The organism is Ructibacterium gallinarum (assembly GCF_014982785.1).
GTDB lineage: Bacteria > Bacillota > Clostridia > Monoglobales > Monoglobaceae > Ructibacterium > Ructibacterium gallinarum.
Genome location: NZ_JADCKB010000001.1, coordinates 270990 through 286144, shown reverse-complemented (window position 1 = coordinate 286144; position 15155 = coordinate 270990). Strand labels below are relative to the sequence as shown.

The following is a 15155-nucleotide window of genomic DNA, read 5'->3' as shown; positions in this document are numbered from 1 at the left end:
CGCAATACATAGGTGGAACAGAACTGATAAATCAACATATCTTTTCGCCTTTACGCAAATTTTTAGAAATTTATTCTCATTAACAAAAGCAGCCCCTGCTTTCTGAGCGAAAACAGGGGTTTTTCTATAGTATAAACCCACGTTTTTGCGTGGGTTATTTGTTTTATACACGATTTTATTTAATATTTGGCTCTATAATAAATGTTGGAGTAAGCAATAAATCGAGCTCGAGAAAAAAGTTTGATGATATAATTATGGCACGCTATGACATTCATATTATATATTATTAATATAGAACGAAAGCAGTGAAATTTGATTTGAATAATTAGTTGTGGGTAAAAAATGTGAAAAAATAAGTATAGTAAAGGAAAAGATACATATAAATAAGACATATTAATTTTGATTAATCGCACATAGAACATGAAAGATAAAGAAAAAAACACTAAATAATTTATATATAGCAATTGGAGTTTGAATATTAAATTAAAAAAAGCTTGTTTTTTAATTTAACATATGATATTATTAACTAAATAGAAAAATAGAGGTGGATTTTATGAAGTATAATAACTTAAAAAGCCTATATTATGAAAGTAATGATATTTATGCTGAAGAATATTTAAAAAGATTTAATTCAGAAGATACGGTTAAACTTAATTTTTATATAGGAGAACATCAGGCGTTCTATATGGAAAATGCTATGGTAATGAAAATCGCATATAAAATTGCAAAGATTGATAAAGAAGTATCGAGTTTATGCAACGAACTTCCTGGTATTGCAATAGATCAATATTCGAAAAAATGCTTGATTGATGAAATAGTTATCACAAATAAAATTGAGGGTGTACACAGTAGTCGGAAAGAGATTGGTGAAGCCCTGAATATTTTAGAAGTGCAATCAAAGCATGAAGGAAAACATCAACGTTTTGTAGGATTAGTTAATAAATATCTAAAGTTAATTAAGCAAGAGCAAATTTGTTTGGATAATTGTCAGAATATCAGGGATATTTATGATGAAGTATTTCTCGAAGAAATACTTCATGAAGATCCCAAAAATAAACCAGATGGGAAAATTTTTCGTAAAGAGGCGGTTACTGTTCATAGTGAAACTGATAGAATAATTCATACTGGATTAACACCCGAAAGTAAAATAATTGAAGCGATGACACGAGCTCTTGAATTTTTGCAGGATGAATCGGTGGATGAGTTATTTAGAGTTTGTATTTTTCATTATTTAATAGAATATATTCATCCGTTTTATGATGGTAATGGGAGATTAGGAAGGTTTATATTGAGTTATGGAATTTCTAAAACGCTAACCCCATTGATATCCTTAAGGATTTCAGAAACTATAAAAGAGAATATTAGCACATATTATAAAGCGTTTAAGTTATGCAATGATCAACGTAATCTTGGCGATATAACGCCCTTTCTATTAATGCAATTAGAGATGATATATAAAGCTATGAAAGAATTAAAGAAATCGCTGAACGAAAAAATAACTATATGGGAAAAGTATGAATTGGCTATTAGGCATTTAACTGATAGTGATGAGATACTTAGATTATATAGTCTTTTGATTCAAGCGGCATTATTCAGCGAGCAAGGTATATCTATGATAGAACTGCAGAACAATATGAAACAAAGTAAATATATGGTAAAAAAACTAATGCGTCAAATACCAGATGATATGATTATTGTTAAAACTAAGAATAGATATAAATTTTATTCCATTAATTTAGAACGGTTAAATAAAATCATTCTGGATGATAGCATAGAAGCCATTCAAAAAAATTAGTTTTTGTTAATTGAATTAAATTGAATAAATTAAAAAGGCTCAACGTCAATAGTTGGGGTCAAAAAGTTAAAATGGAAAAGAGCGGCTGTTTTAGGCAGCCGCTGCAGCATGGTGGTGGTTTATCGACACCCTGAAACACGTCCGTGCCTGGACGTGTTTTTATTCTATAAGGCTTTCCTTCCATAAATTATGTTGGCGGAAAAAAGGTTACTTTCGGTTTTCATCAAAAACCTGTTTCATCAATTGGTCAATATGTTTTTTTCTTTTTAAAGTGGCTTCTTGGTCAATCGAAATGGTTACCGCGTCGCCTTCCCGGACGCCGGGAATCAGCTTGATAGAAAGGGCGGCAAAACTGCCGTCGGGCAGTTCGGCCACAGCGGTATCGCCCTCGATTCGGTCAATGATTACTGTCATAAATACCCTCCTTTTTTCAGCGCTCTGCCTGACAGGCAAAGGTGTTTCCGTCTGTGGTAACGGTGATGGTGCCGTTTTGGTCGGTGCGCCAGATCTGTGCGCCGGCGGCAGAAAGCGCATCCAGCGTTTGCTGGGCTGGATGGCCATAGGAATTGTCAGCGCCGCAGGAGATGATCCCGCAGGAAGGGCTGACCCCGGCCAGAAACGCAGGCGTCAGAGAGGTGTCGGATCCGTGGTGCCCCACTTTCAGGATATCAGCGGAAAGGGGCAGGCCGGTACTGCACATAACCGCTTCGGCGCCGGCTTCGGCGTCTCCGGCAAAGAGAAAATCAATCTGTCCATAGGAAAGCCGCAAAACCGCGGATTGGTCGTTCAGATCTTCCGGCGTAGTTTCTGACGGCGACAGGAAAACGGCGCTGCAGCCGGGTATATCGTCAATGGTGACGCCGGCGGCGGCTTTTACCACGGGCAGATTTTTGTCCAGAATGGTTTGCAGCAGGGTTTCAAAGGTCTTGGTATTGGTCTGGGCGTCGGGCATATAGACAACGCTCGCAGAAACCTGCTGGAGGATTTGCGCCATGGCGCCGATGTGGTCGGCGTGGGGGTGGGTGGCAATCACATAATCAATGTGGGAATGTCCCCGGCTTTGCAGCAGGGACAGAATGGTTTGTTCTGCCTGCGCGGTTCCGGCGTCAATCAGCATGGTTTTACCGCCCGGAAGCTCTAAAAAACAGGCGTCCCCCTGTCCCACATCCAAAAAGAAAGCCGTCAATGTGTCATTGACGGCAGTATTGGTGGAATCGTTGGTATCTGCGGGGAAAGCGCGGCAAAGAACCGCCACAATCTCCGCCCGGATAATCGGATCCTGTCCCCGGAAGGTTCCGTTTACGTCGCCGGTGATATAGCCTTTGTCAACGGCGGCGGCGATATAAACCCGGTTATGGGCGGCGATGGAATCCACATCCGAAAACTTCTGAGATAAATACCCGGTAGGATCGGTATAAGGAGAAAGGTCAATATTAAGCGCCTTGATCAGCGCTACCGTGACATCCTCACGGGTGGCGTCCCATTCGGGGCGGAAGTATAAAACGCCGTCCTCGGTAAAGCCTGTCATAAACGAGGTGGAGCTGTTGACATAGGGGAAATACCATTCCCAGCTGGGTACGTCTGCATAAGGGGTGGTAAGGCTGTTGCTCAGGGGTGTCTGGCTGATACCCACCAGCATCTTTGCGTATTCACAGCGTTTTACGGTAACGCGGGGGCCAAAGGTGCCGTCCCCGTAGCCGCTAAGAATCCCCCGGCCCACCAGATCATAAACATAAGGCGCTTCCCAGGCGTCTTCCGGCACATCCGAAAACATATTGTCATAGGCTGACACGGAAACGGACAGACTGACCAGGGTCATCACGGCCGCCAGAAACAACGCCAGCTTTTTGATTCGCATGAAAAAAGACCTCCTTCACAAAGTGGAAAAAGTCCCGCAGGACTTTTCAAATTACCGCTCATTATACCTGAAAACGGTATTTTTGTCAAGTTGACCCCAAAAAGGTTGCATAATAATGACAAATATGCAATAATAAAAAGAAGCAATACAAGCAGAAGGGAAGCAGAAAAATGAAGGAAGAATTATATACCATACCGGTCAACGAAGCCTTTGACAAGCAGGACGAATGTGCTTTTTGTGCACTGCACCAGAAGCTGGAGAAGGATATTTTGGATTATGTCATGGGTCCGTCGTATATGGAAGAAGATGTGCGTGGGGAAACGGATCGGCTGGGGTTTTGCGAGGAACATTACCGGCAGATGTTTCAGGCGGGCAACCGGCTGGGTCTTGCGCTGATGCTGAGTACCCATATGAAAAAGCTGAGAGCCGACATGCAGAAACTGTTGCCGGAAGAACTTGATGCCGCGGACAGCGGGCGGCGGGGCTTATTCAAGAAACAGGAGGCGGCAGGGCCCTTTGTACAGTATGCGCAGGAGGTAGAGGACAGCTGTTATGCCTGCCGCCGCATGGCAGGGCGGATGAACAGTTATGTGGATACTTTCTTTTATCTATGGAAGAAAGAGCCCGAATTTAGGCAAAAGGTGTTGTCGGGAAAAGGTTTTTGCCTGAAACATTTTAAGCGTGTAATGGAAGAGGGAAAAAAGCGGCTTTCGTCCGCGGAATACCGGGATTTTTTAAAACAACTGATTCCGGTGCAGACGGAAAATTTTCAGCGGGTGGAAGAAGATGTGGACTGGTTTATACAGAAATTTGATTACCGGTTTCAGAAGGAACCCTGGAAAAATTCGAAAGACGCAGTAGAGCGGGCGATTTTAAAGATAGCAGGCGTAAATGTGGGAGAGGGCGAGAAAAAATAGCTGTTGATTTTGGAAGAAATGCCAAACAATCCCCTAAAATGTTATAGGATTTTAACTTGACTTTTGGACAGGTTGATGGTAAAATATCAAATGCGGAGGTGTCTTTTGATGCCGATGCAGGGTTGACGTAAAATAATAAAAACATATTTTCTCGGGAGGAAACTACTATGAGAAACACAAAAAGGTTCCTGTCCCTGGTGCTGGCAGTAGCAATGATTGCAACCTGTATTTTTACAGCTGCTTACGCTGAGGACACAACGGCAACGACAACGACAACAGGCACTACCAGTTTTACTGATGTTGCGGATACAGCTTCGTATGCCACAGCAGTAAAGACCTTGAGCCTGATGAGCATTCTTAACGGATATCCTGACGGCACCTTCCGTCCGGATCAAAATGTTACGAGAGCGGAATTTACGGCAATGCTGATGCGTACCCTGAACTATGGTTCCGTGGGATCCACCAGTGCTTCCGGTCTTCCTTTTTCGGATGTAGATGATAACAATACCGACATCAACTGGGCTATCCCCAATATCAATACCGCATACAGCATGGGCATTATCAACGGTTACGAAGACGGTACTTTCCGTCCCAGTGACAATGTTGCCTATGAAGAAGCAGTCAAGATGATTGTCTGCACCCTGGGCTACACGGACATTGATGTCAGCGGAACTCCGTGGTATGGACAGTATCTGTCCCAGGCCAACAAGCTGGGTATTACCAAGTATGCAAGTTCTTTGGGACAAGCTGAGACCCCGGCAAGCCGTTCCTGTATCGCACAGATGCTGTACGATTCCTTGGAAGTACGGATTATCGAGCAGGATACGCTGACAGAAAAGACCATTCTGACCGATTATCTGGGTTATATCAAGAACGTAGGAACCATTGCCTCCGATGGCGTGACCAGCATGACCTCGCCGGATGTCAATCTGCGTGATGATGAGATCCAGATTTATGCCAAAGAGCCGGACAGCGGCAATTATGAAACCTATACTTATAGAACCACAGACACTTCTTTGAAGCAATATCTGGGTTATGAGATTGAGTACTATTATAAGAACGACGGCGGCAGTATCCGGACTTTAGGATTATATGTACTGCGCGACAACCGTGATTTGGAGATTACTTCTGATATGGTAGAGTATGATACCACTACGGCTACCCAGATCCGGTATTATAAGACCGATGCGGACAAGACCTCTACCCAGCTGACCTTGGATAACCAGAACGTGGTTATTTATAACGGCAAGCTGTATGGCCGTGATGCGGCAAGCAGCCGTTTTAATCCCAGCATGATTCCTACAGTTGGAACCATTACCTTGCTGGATTCCAATGGTGACGGCAAATACGACCTGCTCAATATCAAAGATTATGAGATCTATTACGTATCTACAAAAGTGTCTGCAGAATATTCTATTGTTGACGATGTGACCCGGACGGGTGAGGATAAGAGCCTGGTTCTGGATGTAGACAATGGAAGCATTCCTACTACGATTGTGAACACCAGCGGCGCAACGGTTTCCTATAGTTCTATCGGCACAGGCAACATTATCTGTCTTGCCAGAAGCAATGCAGGTAACGGCGGCGAAGTCATTCAGACCGCGGTTGTTGTTACGGACTCTGTCAGCGGTACCGTCAATGGTGTTGATGCAGAAAGCATGACCATCAACGGCAAGAAATATAAGTTCTCTCAGGGCGCTCCCTGGATGGAAGGCGGCAGCGGCACATTGGAAATGCCCGTTGTACAGGACAGCGGCACTTACTGCCTGGATATCAATGGTGATGTAGTTGCCTATAAGAAAGATGCGGTAACGGAGAATGTGAGCTATGGTTACATCATGGGTTATGCAGAATCTTCTGATTCCTTTGATGATACCATTACCCTGCGTATTTTGAATCAGAATGGTCAGGAAGAATATCTGGTGGTTACCAAATCTACCCGTGTTAACGGTAAAGATATGGGTTCGGTCAATGGTGTTTTGGATGCTTTGATGGATACCGCAAACCTTCAGAATACCGACCCTGAGAACAGCAACGTAGATGTTCAGCAGGTTGTTAAATATACCACAAAGAACAGCAGCAGCGGCAGAGCGGTAGATAAAATTATTACTGTTACGGATGATACGATTACCAATAGCGGTAAAGAAACCACAGTGGATACGCTGTACTACTTCACTCCGGCAGCAAGCGGGTCCATGACCTATACCAGTTCTTCCAAGCAGCTGAAGGGTACGGGCGTAAACATCAATATTGGAAGCTCCATCATCTTTGTTGTTCCCAGTGACCGTGACAGTTTTGATGACTATGCAAAGAACAGTTTGGCTGTTACCTTTAAAAACAACCAGGAGTACTATGTTGAGGTTTATGATGTAAGTAACACCAATTCCGCTAAAATTGTAGTATGCTACGGCGGCAATGCTTCCGGTGAAGTTGATTCTTCATCACCTGTCAATGTGGTGACCGATGTGCGGAGTGAGTCCAATCCGGCCAACAATAACCAGAATATGCTGTATGTTGAGGGATATTCTTCTTCCTATTCCACACCGAAAGGCACCTTGGAATCCTGGATTTCCAACGAATCGGATCTTTCTCCGGTCAAAGGTGATATCTTCCGTGCGGGAACAGATAAAGAAGGTGACATGAAGTACATGAGCGAAGATCTCATCTATAGATTAGGTGATGATAACAGATACGGAACCTTCATTGAGCCTGCGGGTGAGAGCTTTGATGATGCAGAATATGCGGTTATTTTGGGCAGTGTCATTGCTACGGATGAAACCAGCTTTACTATTCGCGATGAAAGAGTAGGCAAGGGTGATGTGATCGACAATCCAAATGATGCACAGATCTTTAACTTCTCTGAGTTCAGCGGCGCACGGGTTCTGAGATATGACAATTCTGGCGCAGAACTGCAGATTACGGATCTTTCCAGTGAGTATGAAGGTGCGCTGAAAGGGTTGACCACCTATCAGGAGGGTGCTACCAATCCCAGCAAGGTATTGCTCTATATGTCTCAGGGACGTGTAAGACTGCTTTGTATCTTGGATAAAGACGAATAAGCAAAATATAAAAGGACCTCAAACGAGGTCCTTTTAGACTGTCGAAAAAGTCGTTATACCGCAATCTTCGTCGCGGCAAGCTTTTTGGTTTGCCGCATTTTTTATGAAAATACGGCTTCACGTTATCGGCTGCCGCTCCTCTTTCCCGCAAAACCAGCGGTTTTGCGGGAGCCCTGTACCCGAAGGCTCCCCGGGCATTTATGTTGACCGCAAAATTGCTTTTCCTTTTCGCAAAAATGACGCCGGATTCATCGAAAAACCGGCGTCATTGCTTGCTTTTTCCGCAATCGCTCTCTACCGTACCTTTGTACGCCGACGAAAGCGATTACGAAAAATCTAACTTCCTTTTTCAACATCTTTCAGCGTGTCGATACTTTATCGACACGCTGAAAGGACCTCAAACGAGGTCCTTTTTCTTTAAAACATCAGCCCAAACACACACAGCTGGGTTTGAGGCAAATAAAAGAGTAAAAGGGGTGTTCCTATGGTTGTAAAAAATCAAAATGTTGAATATGAAATTTTGGACGCAAAAAGCAGACGAAAAATTTTGGCACATGACGGTGGATTGATGATGGTGGAGGTAACTTTTGATAAAGGCGGAATAGGGAGTGTACACACGCATCCGCATGAGCAGATCAGCTATGTGGTGCGGGGCAGCTTTTTGTTTGATTTAGACGGAGAAAAAGTGACGGTAAAAGCCGGAGATTCTCTGTATATTCCATCTGGACTTCCCCATGGCAATGAGGCGTTGGAAGACGGTGTGCTGGTAGATGTCTTTACGCCCCAGCGGGAGGATTTCTTAAAATAAGGCGTAAGCGATAAAAAAGCCCATCTATGTTAGAGAGGTTCTGACATAGGCGGGCATTATATTTCTGTGCTGGATTTTAAATCAATGATTTTTCTGTTTCTTTGGTGCGTACCGCGTTTACCATTTCCAAGCCAGTGGCATAATCCAGTTGGCGGGGTTCATAGTCTTCATTTTCCCGCTGACGAGTATAGCCGGTGTAGGGCCAGCTGGCGTTTCGGGCATCTTTCCGCCAGGGCCGGCGCTCCCAATAGTATCCACGGAATGGATCTCTGGTGTCGTTCATCCAAGGGAGGAGAACATCGTGTCGTTGATGCCGCAGAAATTCGTGCTGCGGGGCGGAAATCAAATTGTTCATTGCCGCAGGGTCTTTTTTCAATCATACAGTTCATCTTATGATAAAAAACGAATGCACATCTTATACCCTACCATCAAAGACACAGCGCATGGGCTGATAACCGCCGAATCCGTCATGGTCCACTTCGTACCTTCCAAATTCTATAAAAATATACGGACTTAGCCGGAAAGTGTTGTCATGGAAAATGGAAGCAAACAATGCTAGTAGTTCCCATCAGTAGAAAGTGAATTTTTGTATTTTTGTGGAGACATACCTGTACGGTCAAAAAACATCCGGTAAAAGGAGGAAAAGGTATTAAAGCCGCTGTCAAAGCAAACTTCGGTGACCGGTATATCAGAATATTGCAGCAGTCGTTTGGCGTATTCGATGCGCAGATCTGTGAGATGGCATTTTAAAGTTACGCCGGTCTGTTCTTTAAAAATTTTACTAAAATAGGTGGGGCAGGCGCCGGATTGCCGGGCAATCTCGGTCATGGAAATATTTTCTCTAAAATGAAGATGAATGTATTGCAAGGCCATTTTCACATTTTCTGCAATCCCCACCGGTTTCCCCTGGGCGCTGTTGTTATTGATTTGACGACACACCTCAACCAAAATACAGTTCAAAAGTTTTTCTGCATAAAGGGCATAATATTTTTGCTTGGCCTGCAAAACCTCTGCCAGCTTCATCAGCCAGTCTGCATCAAAATTCTCAATTACGGTGGAGGTATAAAGGTCCAAAAACAGTGTTTTGTCAATCCAGCGTTCGTCAAACTCTACGGTCAGCGTTTGTATGGGCTCCTGAGGCACAATATCGTGAAAATCCATATAGGTCGAAAAAAACAGCATACCTGGTTTTGCGCAGTAGGAGGTGCCGTTTAAGGTATAGGTTCCACTGCCGGAAAGGATATATTCCAGTTCGTAAAATTCGTGCCAATGCAGGGGAAAACAGCGTTCTACCCGGTTTTTTAGTACAGCAATACCCTCTTCTGAGGTCAGTTCCTTTGACAGCCTGCGAATCTTTTCCATTTCCAGACTTCCTTTCCGCATCATTTGTTACATTCATTCTATCATATAATCATAAAAAACGCAATCTTTATCTTGAAATTCCGGAAGCATTTTTTTAAAGGATACAGTATACTTTAGGTGTGCATTTTTGTTGACCCGCAGACAGGCACGAAAATAAATACGCATGCGGGAAGAAAGGTATGATACATATGGCAAAAATTATTGGAAATCCACTGCCTGATATGCCGTGGGAAAACAAGCCGGCAGGATGCACAGAGCCTGTCTGGAGATATTCACAGAATCCGATTATCCCTCGGAATCTGATTCCCTGTGCGAATAGTATTTTTAACAGTGCGGCCGTTCGGTATCAAGATGAATACCGGGGTGTATTCCGCGTGGACAACAAAGCAAGAGAAATGCGCCTGCATGCGGGAAAAAGCCAGGACGGCGTAAATTGGACGATTGAAGAAGAACCCATTCGGTTTGTATGCGAAAACCTGAAAGATGCAGACGAGGTGGGGGTATTTGAATACGGATACGATCCCAGAGTTTGCTTTATTGAGGATCGGTATTATGTGACCTGGTGTAACGGCTATCATGGCCCTACCATTGGTCTGGCATATACCTTTGATTTTAAAACTTTCTACAAAATGGAAAATATCTTTATTCCGTTTAACCGGAATGGCGTATTGTTCCCCCGGAAAATCAACGGAAATTACGCAATTTTGTCCCGGCCCAGTGACAATGGCCACACTCCCTTTGGGGATATTTTCTACAGCGAAAGTCCGGACCTGACCTATTGGGGCTGTCATCGCCATGTTATGTCCACCCGGGGCGGCTGGGAAAGCACTAAAATTGGCGCTGGCCCCACGCCGATTGAGACAGATGAAGGCTGGTTGCTGATTTATCACGGTGTTTTGACCAGCTGTAATGGTTTTGTATACAGCTTTGGTGCGGCACTGTTGGATCTTGAAAAGCCGTGGAAGGTGTTAAAGCGCGGACATTCCTATCTGCTGTCCCCTCAGACCCTTTATGAGTGCGTGGGTGACGTGCCAAATGTTGCGTTTCCATGCTCCTGTCTGACAGACAGTGAAACCGGACGGATCGCCATTTATTACGGTTGTGCGGACACGGTAACGGGTATGGCGTTTACCACAGTGGATGAAATCATGGATTTTTTAAACCGTGAGGGTTGATGGATAAAAAAGAAAAAAGACGGCTCTCCGCTTTTGCGGAGAGCCGTCTCAGCGTGTCGATCGTTAATCGACACGCTGACAGATGCCGAAAAAGGAAGTTAGATTTTCCGCAATCGCTCTCGCCTAGGTACAAAGGTACAGTAGAGAGCGATTGCGGGAAAAGCAAGCAATGACGCCGGTTTCTCGATGAATCCGGCGTCATTTTTGCGAAAAGGAAAAGCAATTTTGCGGTCAACATAAATGCCCGGGGAGCCTTCGGGTACAGGGCTCCCGCAAAACCGCTGGTTTTGCGGGAAAGAGGAGCGGCAGCCGATAACGTGAAGCCGTATTTTCATAAAAAATGCGGCAAACCAAAAAGCTTGCCGCGACGAAGATTGCGGTATAACGACTTTTTCGACAGTCTGAGAAGGCCCTCCGCTTTTGCGGAGGGCCTTCTTACTTTTATTTTACAGCTCAGCGAAATATTTAATGGTTCTTACCATCTGGCTGGTATAGCTGTTCTCGTTGTCGTACCAGGAAACCACTTTTACAAGAGTGGTACCGTCGCCCATATCCATAACTTTGGTCTGGGTAGCGTCAAACAGAGAACCATAGGTGATACCAACAATATCAGAAGATACGATCTCGTCCTCGGTGTAACCGAAGGAGTCAGAAGCCGCAGCTTTCATAGCAGCGTTGATGTCTGCTTCTGTTACTTTGCCTTCGCAAACTGCAACCAGCTGGGTCAGAGAACCGGTAGGAGTAGGAACTCTCTGCGCGCAGCCGTCCAGAACGCCGTTCAGTTCCGGGATAACCAGGCCGATTGCTTTTGCAGCACCGGTGGAGTTCGGAACAATATTCACAGCGGCAGCTCTTGCACGTCTTAAATCGCCTTTTCTCTGGGGGCCGTCCAGGGTCATCTGATCACCGGTATAAGCATGGATGGTGGTCATATAACCTTTTTTGATCTTTGCCAGCTTGTTCAGCGTGTCAGCCATGGGAGCCAGGCAGTTGGTGGTACAGGAAGCAGCGGAAATAACCGTGTCTTCCTTGGTCAGGGTCTTCTCGTTTACGCTGTAAACGATGGTGGGCAGGTCGTTGCCCGCAGGAGCGGAAATAACAACCTTCTTTGCGCCGGCCTTGATGTGTGCTTCGGATTTTGCCTTAGAGGTATAAAAACCGGTACACTCCAAAACAACGTCCACATCCAATTCGCCCCAGGGAAGCTCAGATGCATCAGCCTTTGCATAAATTTTGATTTCTTTGCCGTCAACAATGATGCTGTCATCGGTGGAAGAAACCTTGTCGCACAGCGCATATTTACCCTGTGCAGAATCATATTTGAGCAGGTGTGCCAGCATTTTCGGGCTGGTCAGATCGTTGATTGCAACAACTTCATATCCTTCAGCACCGAACATCTGCCGGAATGCCAGACGGCCAATACGGCCAAAACCGTTAATCGCTACTTTTACTGCCATAGTAAAGTACCTCCTGATAAATTGTATAAATTTTATTTCATTTTTTTCAAAAATGACCTACAGTAATATTTTACCTCATAAGCGAAAAATATACAAGCCTTTTTTTAAAAATTTGTTAAACTTTTAACTTTATGCCCCATTCAAGCATTATTTCTCGTTGAGTTTTTGTAAAAAACTTCTGGTACGCTCATTTTGAGGATGGTCAATGACCTGGGAAGGGGGGCCTTCTTCCACCACAATGCCATCAGCCATAAAGATGACCTTGTCGCTGACATTGCTTGCAAAATCAATTTCGTGGGTGACGATGACCATGGTAATATGTTCCTCTGCCAGCTTGCGGATGACCTTCAAGATTTCGCCGGTCAGTTCCGGATCCAGCGCCGAAGTTGGTTCGTCAAAGAATAGAATCCTTGGTTTCAGCGCCAAAGCCCGGGCAATGGAAACCCGCTGTTTCTGGCCGCCGGACAACTCACAGGGATAATTGGTGAGTTTATCTCCAAGCCCTACCCGGTTTAAAAGCCCCCGGGCGGTTTCTTCAATTTCAGAAAAAATTGCTTTCCGGTTGGCTTTAAAATCCGGCCGTTCTTTGGCCAAAAGCCGGGGCGCCAGCATTACATTATCCAGCACGTTATATTGAGGGAACAGGTTAAAATCCTGAAATACCAGTCCAAAATTCAGCTGTTTTTTTCTCAGCTCCTTGCCGGTCAGCCGGCCCTGATTTTCTGCATCAAACAGAACCTGGCCGTCCAGCAGTACCTGTCCGCTGTCTGCCCGTTCCAAAAAATTGATACAGCGCAGCAGAGTGGTTTTCCCGCTGCCGGAGGCGCCAATAATCGAAACAACCTCGCCTTCCTCCATGGAAAAATTAACACCGTGCAAAACGCCGGTTTTTCCAAAACTTTTATAAAGGTTCTTTATTTCCAGTATCTTCATATCAACACCCTTTTACCTAAAATAGTCCAATCTTTTTTCTATGTACCGGAACAGCAGGGTCAAAATACCGCAGAACAGCAAATAATACACGCCGGTGTAGAACAGCGGCCAGAGAAGGCCGTCCGATTTGATGAACTTTTGCGCATTCCAAATGATTTCATAGACCATAATGATCCGCGCCAGCGAGGTATCCTTGACCAGTGTAATGATCTCGTTGCTCATAGGCGGGACAATATGTTTGACCACCTGCAAAAGCACCACCCGGAAAAAGATCTGAATCCGGGTCATGCCCAGAACCTGTCCGGCTTCATATTGCCCTCTGGGGATCGCCTCGATCCCGCCCCGATAGATTTCAGAAAAATAGCAGGCGTAATTGATAACAAAGGCAATGATGACCGCCGCAAACCGTTCGGGCACCGTCCAGGAGGCAATCATATTAAAGATGGGATTGCCTCCTTTTGTTGCCGCCCAGGCAGCTACCAGCCCTGGACCGTAATAAATTACGATCAGCTGAAGCATCAAGGGGGTGCCGCGGATGATCCAGATAAAGGTGCGCACCAGCCACCTGACCGGGGTCAGCCGGGTCATGGAGCCAAAGCTGATGATCAGCCCCAGAGGCAGAGCAAGTGCAAGGGTAAGAAGAAAAATCTTCAGGGTCATGGAAAAGCCTTCAAGAAGACTGAGCGTTACCTGTATAAACATAAAAATCTCCTTATTGTCCATGCGTGTCTTTCCGGCGCGGAGCAGAAAAGGCACGCACGGAACGTCATTCCGATGAAGGCACAGTGTAATGAATATTACACTGTGCTCCTTGTTGCCGCTGTGCGCCGGCAGTCTTTTTTAATATAATATTTCTCTTAACCGCACAGGAAGCTAAGAGGAAACGGCTAAAATTATTCGGCCAGAGTCAACTGATATGTATCTGCCAGCTTTTGCAAAGTGCCGTCTTGTTTTAATTCATCCATAATTTTGTTAACCTCTTCGGTCAGGTCAGAGCCCTTGCGGAACCCGATCCCGTATTCCTCGGAAGTCAGCTCAATCCCTGCAGCCAAAGAGGCATAACTGGTGCCTTCGCCGGTCATTGCCGTTGCCATGGTGTTATCAATCACGCAGGCGTCAACAGAACCGCTCATCACTTCCAGCATAGCGTCAGTTTGTGCGGCAACTGCCGTATAATTGGCGTCCAAACCGTTTTCCTCAATGGCGCTCTCACCGGCAGAACCGGCTTCGGCCGCAAATTTCAGATCTTTCATGGATTCTGGTGTGGTATATTCTGCCACCTTGTCGGCTTTCATCACTACAACCTGCGCATTTTTTACATACGGCTTGGTTACATTGGTATTTTTGGTCACCTCATCGGTGATGGTCATACCGTTCCAGATACAGTCAATGCTCTTGGAATCCAGCTCCAGGAATTTGTTGTCCCAGTCGATTTCCACAAATTTGGGGGTTACGCCCAGTTTTTCGCAGACTGCCTCTGCAAATTCGGTATCAAAGCCAACCAGCTTGCCGCTGTCATCGGTATAGTTCATAGGTTCATAAACCGTATAGCCAATCACCATTTCGCCCTTGTCCTTGACATAGGCAAGATCGCTGTCTGCGGTTTGTGCGGCAGTAGATGACGGTGTTGCGGTGTTGCTTGCGGTATTGCCGCAGGCTGCCAGAGACAGCATCAGCATCAGTGCACATGTCATAGCAAATAATTTTTTCATGGAAAAACCCTCCTAAAAATATCCTTTGCGGCGTTAATATTTATAAAAGTAAAAAGAGACGCGGACAGCCGCAGCATCC

Annotated in this window: 13 protein-coding genes; 5 read left to right on the top strand and 8 right to left on the bottom strand. The window is 45.1% G+C overall.

Translation table 11 applies throughout. The features are described from left to right. Positions 1-553 precede the first annotated feature (553 nt). Positions 554-1795, top strand: coding sequence for a Fic family protein (locus INF28_RS01345; protein ID WP_226391657.1), 1242 nt, complete (start codon positions 554-556; stop codon positions 1793-1795). 207 nt (positions 1796-2002) lie between these two features. On the opposite strand, the gene INF28_RS01340 is transcribed toward INF28_RS01345, so the two are convergent. Beyond that, positions 2003-2209 (bottom strand): DUF3006 domain-containing protein, encoded by a 207-nt coding sequence (locus tag INF28_RS01340; protein WP_226391656.1) that lies wholly within the window; start codon positions 2207-2209, stop codon positions 2003-2005. Positions 2210-2225: 16 nt separating this feature from the next. Continuing rightward, entirely contained in the window at positions 2226-3653 is a 1428-nt protein-coding gene (locus INF28_RS01335; RefSeq protein WP_226391655.1) for an S-layer homology domain-containing protein, read from the bottom strand. Between the two features lie 170 nt (positions 3654-3823). On the opposite strand from INF28_RS01335, the gene INF28_RS01330 reads away from it, so the two are divergent. The 3 genes from INF28_RS01330 to INF28_RS01320 all read left to right on the top strand — a co-directional run bounded on the left by INF28_RS01330 (position 3824) and on the right by INF28_RS01320 (position 8437). Beyond that, positions 3824-4570 carry a DUF6062 family protein gene (locus tag INF28_RS01330; RefSeq protein WP_226391654.1) on the top strand — a complete coding sequence of 249 codons (747 nt, stop codon included), beginning with the start codon at positions 3824-3826 and terminating at the stop codon, positions 4568-4570. Positions 4571-4737: 167 nt separating this feature from the next. Next, positions 4738-7629 carry an S-layer homology domain-containing protein gene (locus INF28_RS01325; RefSeq protein ID WP_226391653.1) on the top strand — a complete coding sequence of 964 codons (2892 nt, stop codon included), beginning with the start codon at positions 4738-4740 and terminating at the stop codon, positions 7627-7629. Between the two features lie 484 nt (positions 7630-8113). Further along, positions 8114-8437, top strand: a complete 324-nt coding sequence (locus tag INF28_RS01320; RefSeq protein WP_226391652.1) for a cupin domain-containing protein — start codon at positions 8114-8116, stop codon at positions 8435-8437. Between the two features lie 76 nt (positions 8438-8513). Here the strand turns inward: INF28_RS01320 and INF28_RS01315 are convergent, their stop codons facing one another. Both INF28_RS01315 and INF28_RS01310 read right to left on the bottom strand, forming a co-directional pair. Continuing rightward, a complete protein-coding gene (locus tag INF28_RS01315; protein ID WP_226391651.1) occupies positions 8514-8792 on the bottom strand; it encodes a hypothetical protein in 279 nt (92 codons plus the stop codon). Positions 8793-8992: 200 nt separating this feature from the next. Further along, a complete protein-coding gene (locus INF28_RS01310; protein WP_226391650.1) occupies positions 8993-9823 on the bottom strand; it encodes an AraC family transcriptional regulator in 831 nt (276 codons plus the stop codon). A 164-nt stretch (positions 9824-9987) separates the two neighbouring features. Here INF28_RS01310 and INF28_RS01305 point away from each other — a divergent pair, with 164 nt between their 5' ends. Next, positions 9988-10974, top strand: coding sequence for a glycoside hydrolase family 130 protein (locus tag INF28_RS01305; RefSeq protein WP_226391649.1), 987 nt, complete (start codon positions 9988-9990; stop codon positions 10972-10974). Positions 10975-11420: 446 nt separating this feature from the next. Here INF28_RS01305 and gap read toward each other — a convergent pair whose 3' ends face one another. The 4 genes from gap to INF28_RS01285 form a co-directional block, all read right to left on the bottom strand. Then, positions 11421-12431, bottom strand: a complete 1011-nt coding sequence (gap, locus tag INF28_RS01300) for a type I glyceraldehyde-3-phosphate dehydrogenase (RefSeq protein ID WP_226391648.1) — start codon at positions 12429-12431, stop codon at positions 11421-11423. 147 nt (positions 12432-12578) lie between these two features. Next, positions 12579-13364: an amino acid ABC transporter ATP-binding protein gene (locus INF28_RS01295; RefSeq protein ID WP_226391647.1), complete on the bottom strand. Its 786-nt coding sequence runs from the start codon at positions 13362-13364 to the stop codon at positions 12579-12581. 12 nt (positions 13365-13376) lie between these two features. Next, positions 13377-14066 carry an amino acid ABC transporter permease gene (locus INF28_RS01290; protein ID WP_226391646.1) on the bottom strand — a complete coding sequence of 230 codons (690 nt, stop codon included), beginning with the start codon at positions 14064-14066 and terminating at the stop codon, positions 13377-13379. Positions 14067-14257: 191 nt separating this feature from the next. Further along, entirely contained in the window at positions 14258-15076 is an 819-nt protein-coding gene (locus tag INF28_RS01285) for a transporter substrate-binding domain-containing protein (protein ID WP_226391645.1), read from the bottom strand. Between the last annotated feature and the right edge of the window lie 79 nt (positions 15077-15155).

Excerpts from the sequence above, each read along its gene's own strand:
- INF28_RS01310 (WP_226391650.1), bottom strand. The coding sequence starts at position 9,823 with ATGATGCGGAAAGGAAGTCTGGAAATGGAAAAGATTCGCAGGCTGTCA.
- INF28_RS01325 (WP_226391653.1), top strand. The coding sequence starts at position 4,738 with ATGAGAAACACAAAAAGGTTCCTGTCCCTGGTGCTGGCAGTAGCAATG.
- gap (WP_226391648.1), bottom strand. The coding sequence starts at position 12,431 with ATGGCAGTAAAAGTAGCGATTAACGGTTTTGGCCGTATTGGCCGTCTG.
- INF28_RS01305 (WP_226391649.1), top strand. The coding sequence starts at position 9,988 with ATGGCAAAAATTATTGGAAATCCACTGCCTGATATGCCGTGGGAAAAC.
- INF28_RS01320 (WP_226391652.1), top strand. The coding sequence starts at position 8,114 with ATGGTTGTAAAAAATCAAAATGTTGAATATGAAATTTTGGACGCAAAA.
- INF28_RS01285 (WP_226391645.1), bottom strand. The coding sequence starts at position 15,076 with ATGAAAAAATTATTTGCTATGACATGTGCACTGATGCTGATGCTGTCT.
- INF28_RS01330 (WP_226391654.1), top strand. The coding sequence starts at position 3,824 with ATGAAGGAAGAATTATATACCATACCGGTCAACGAAGCCTTTGACAAG.
- INF28_RS01315 (WP_226391651.1), bottom strand. The coding sequence starts at position 8,792 with ATGAACAATTTGATTTCCGCCCCGCAGCACGAATTTCTGCGGCATCAA.
- INF28_RS01345 (WP_226391657.1), top strand. The coding sequence starts at position 554 with ATGAAGTATAATAACTTAAAAAGCCTATATTATGAAAGTAATGATATT.
- INF28_RS01295 (WP_226391647.1), bottom strand. The coding sequence starts at position 13,364 with ATGAAGATACTGGAAATAAAGAACCTTTATAAAAGTTTTGGAAAAACC.
- INF28_RS01290 (WP_226391646.1), bottom strand. The coding sequence starts at position 14,066 with ATGTTTATACAGGTAACGCTCAGTCTTCTTGAAGGCTTTTCCATGACC.
- INF28_RS01340 (WP_226391656.1), bottom strand. The coding sequence starts at position 2,209 with ATGACAGTAATCATTGACCGAATCGAGGGCGATACCGCTGTGGCCGAA.
- INF28_RS01335 (WP_226391655.1), bottom strand. The coding sequence starts at position 3,653 with ATGCGAATCAAAAAGCTGGCGTTGTTTCTGGCGGCCGTGATGACCCTG.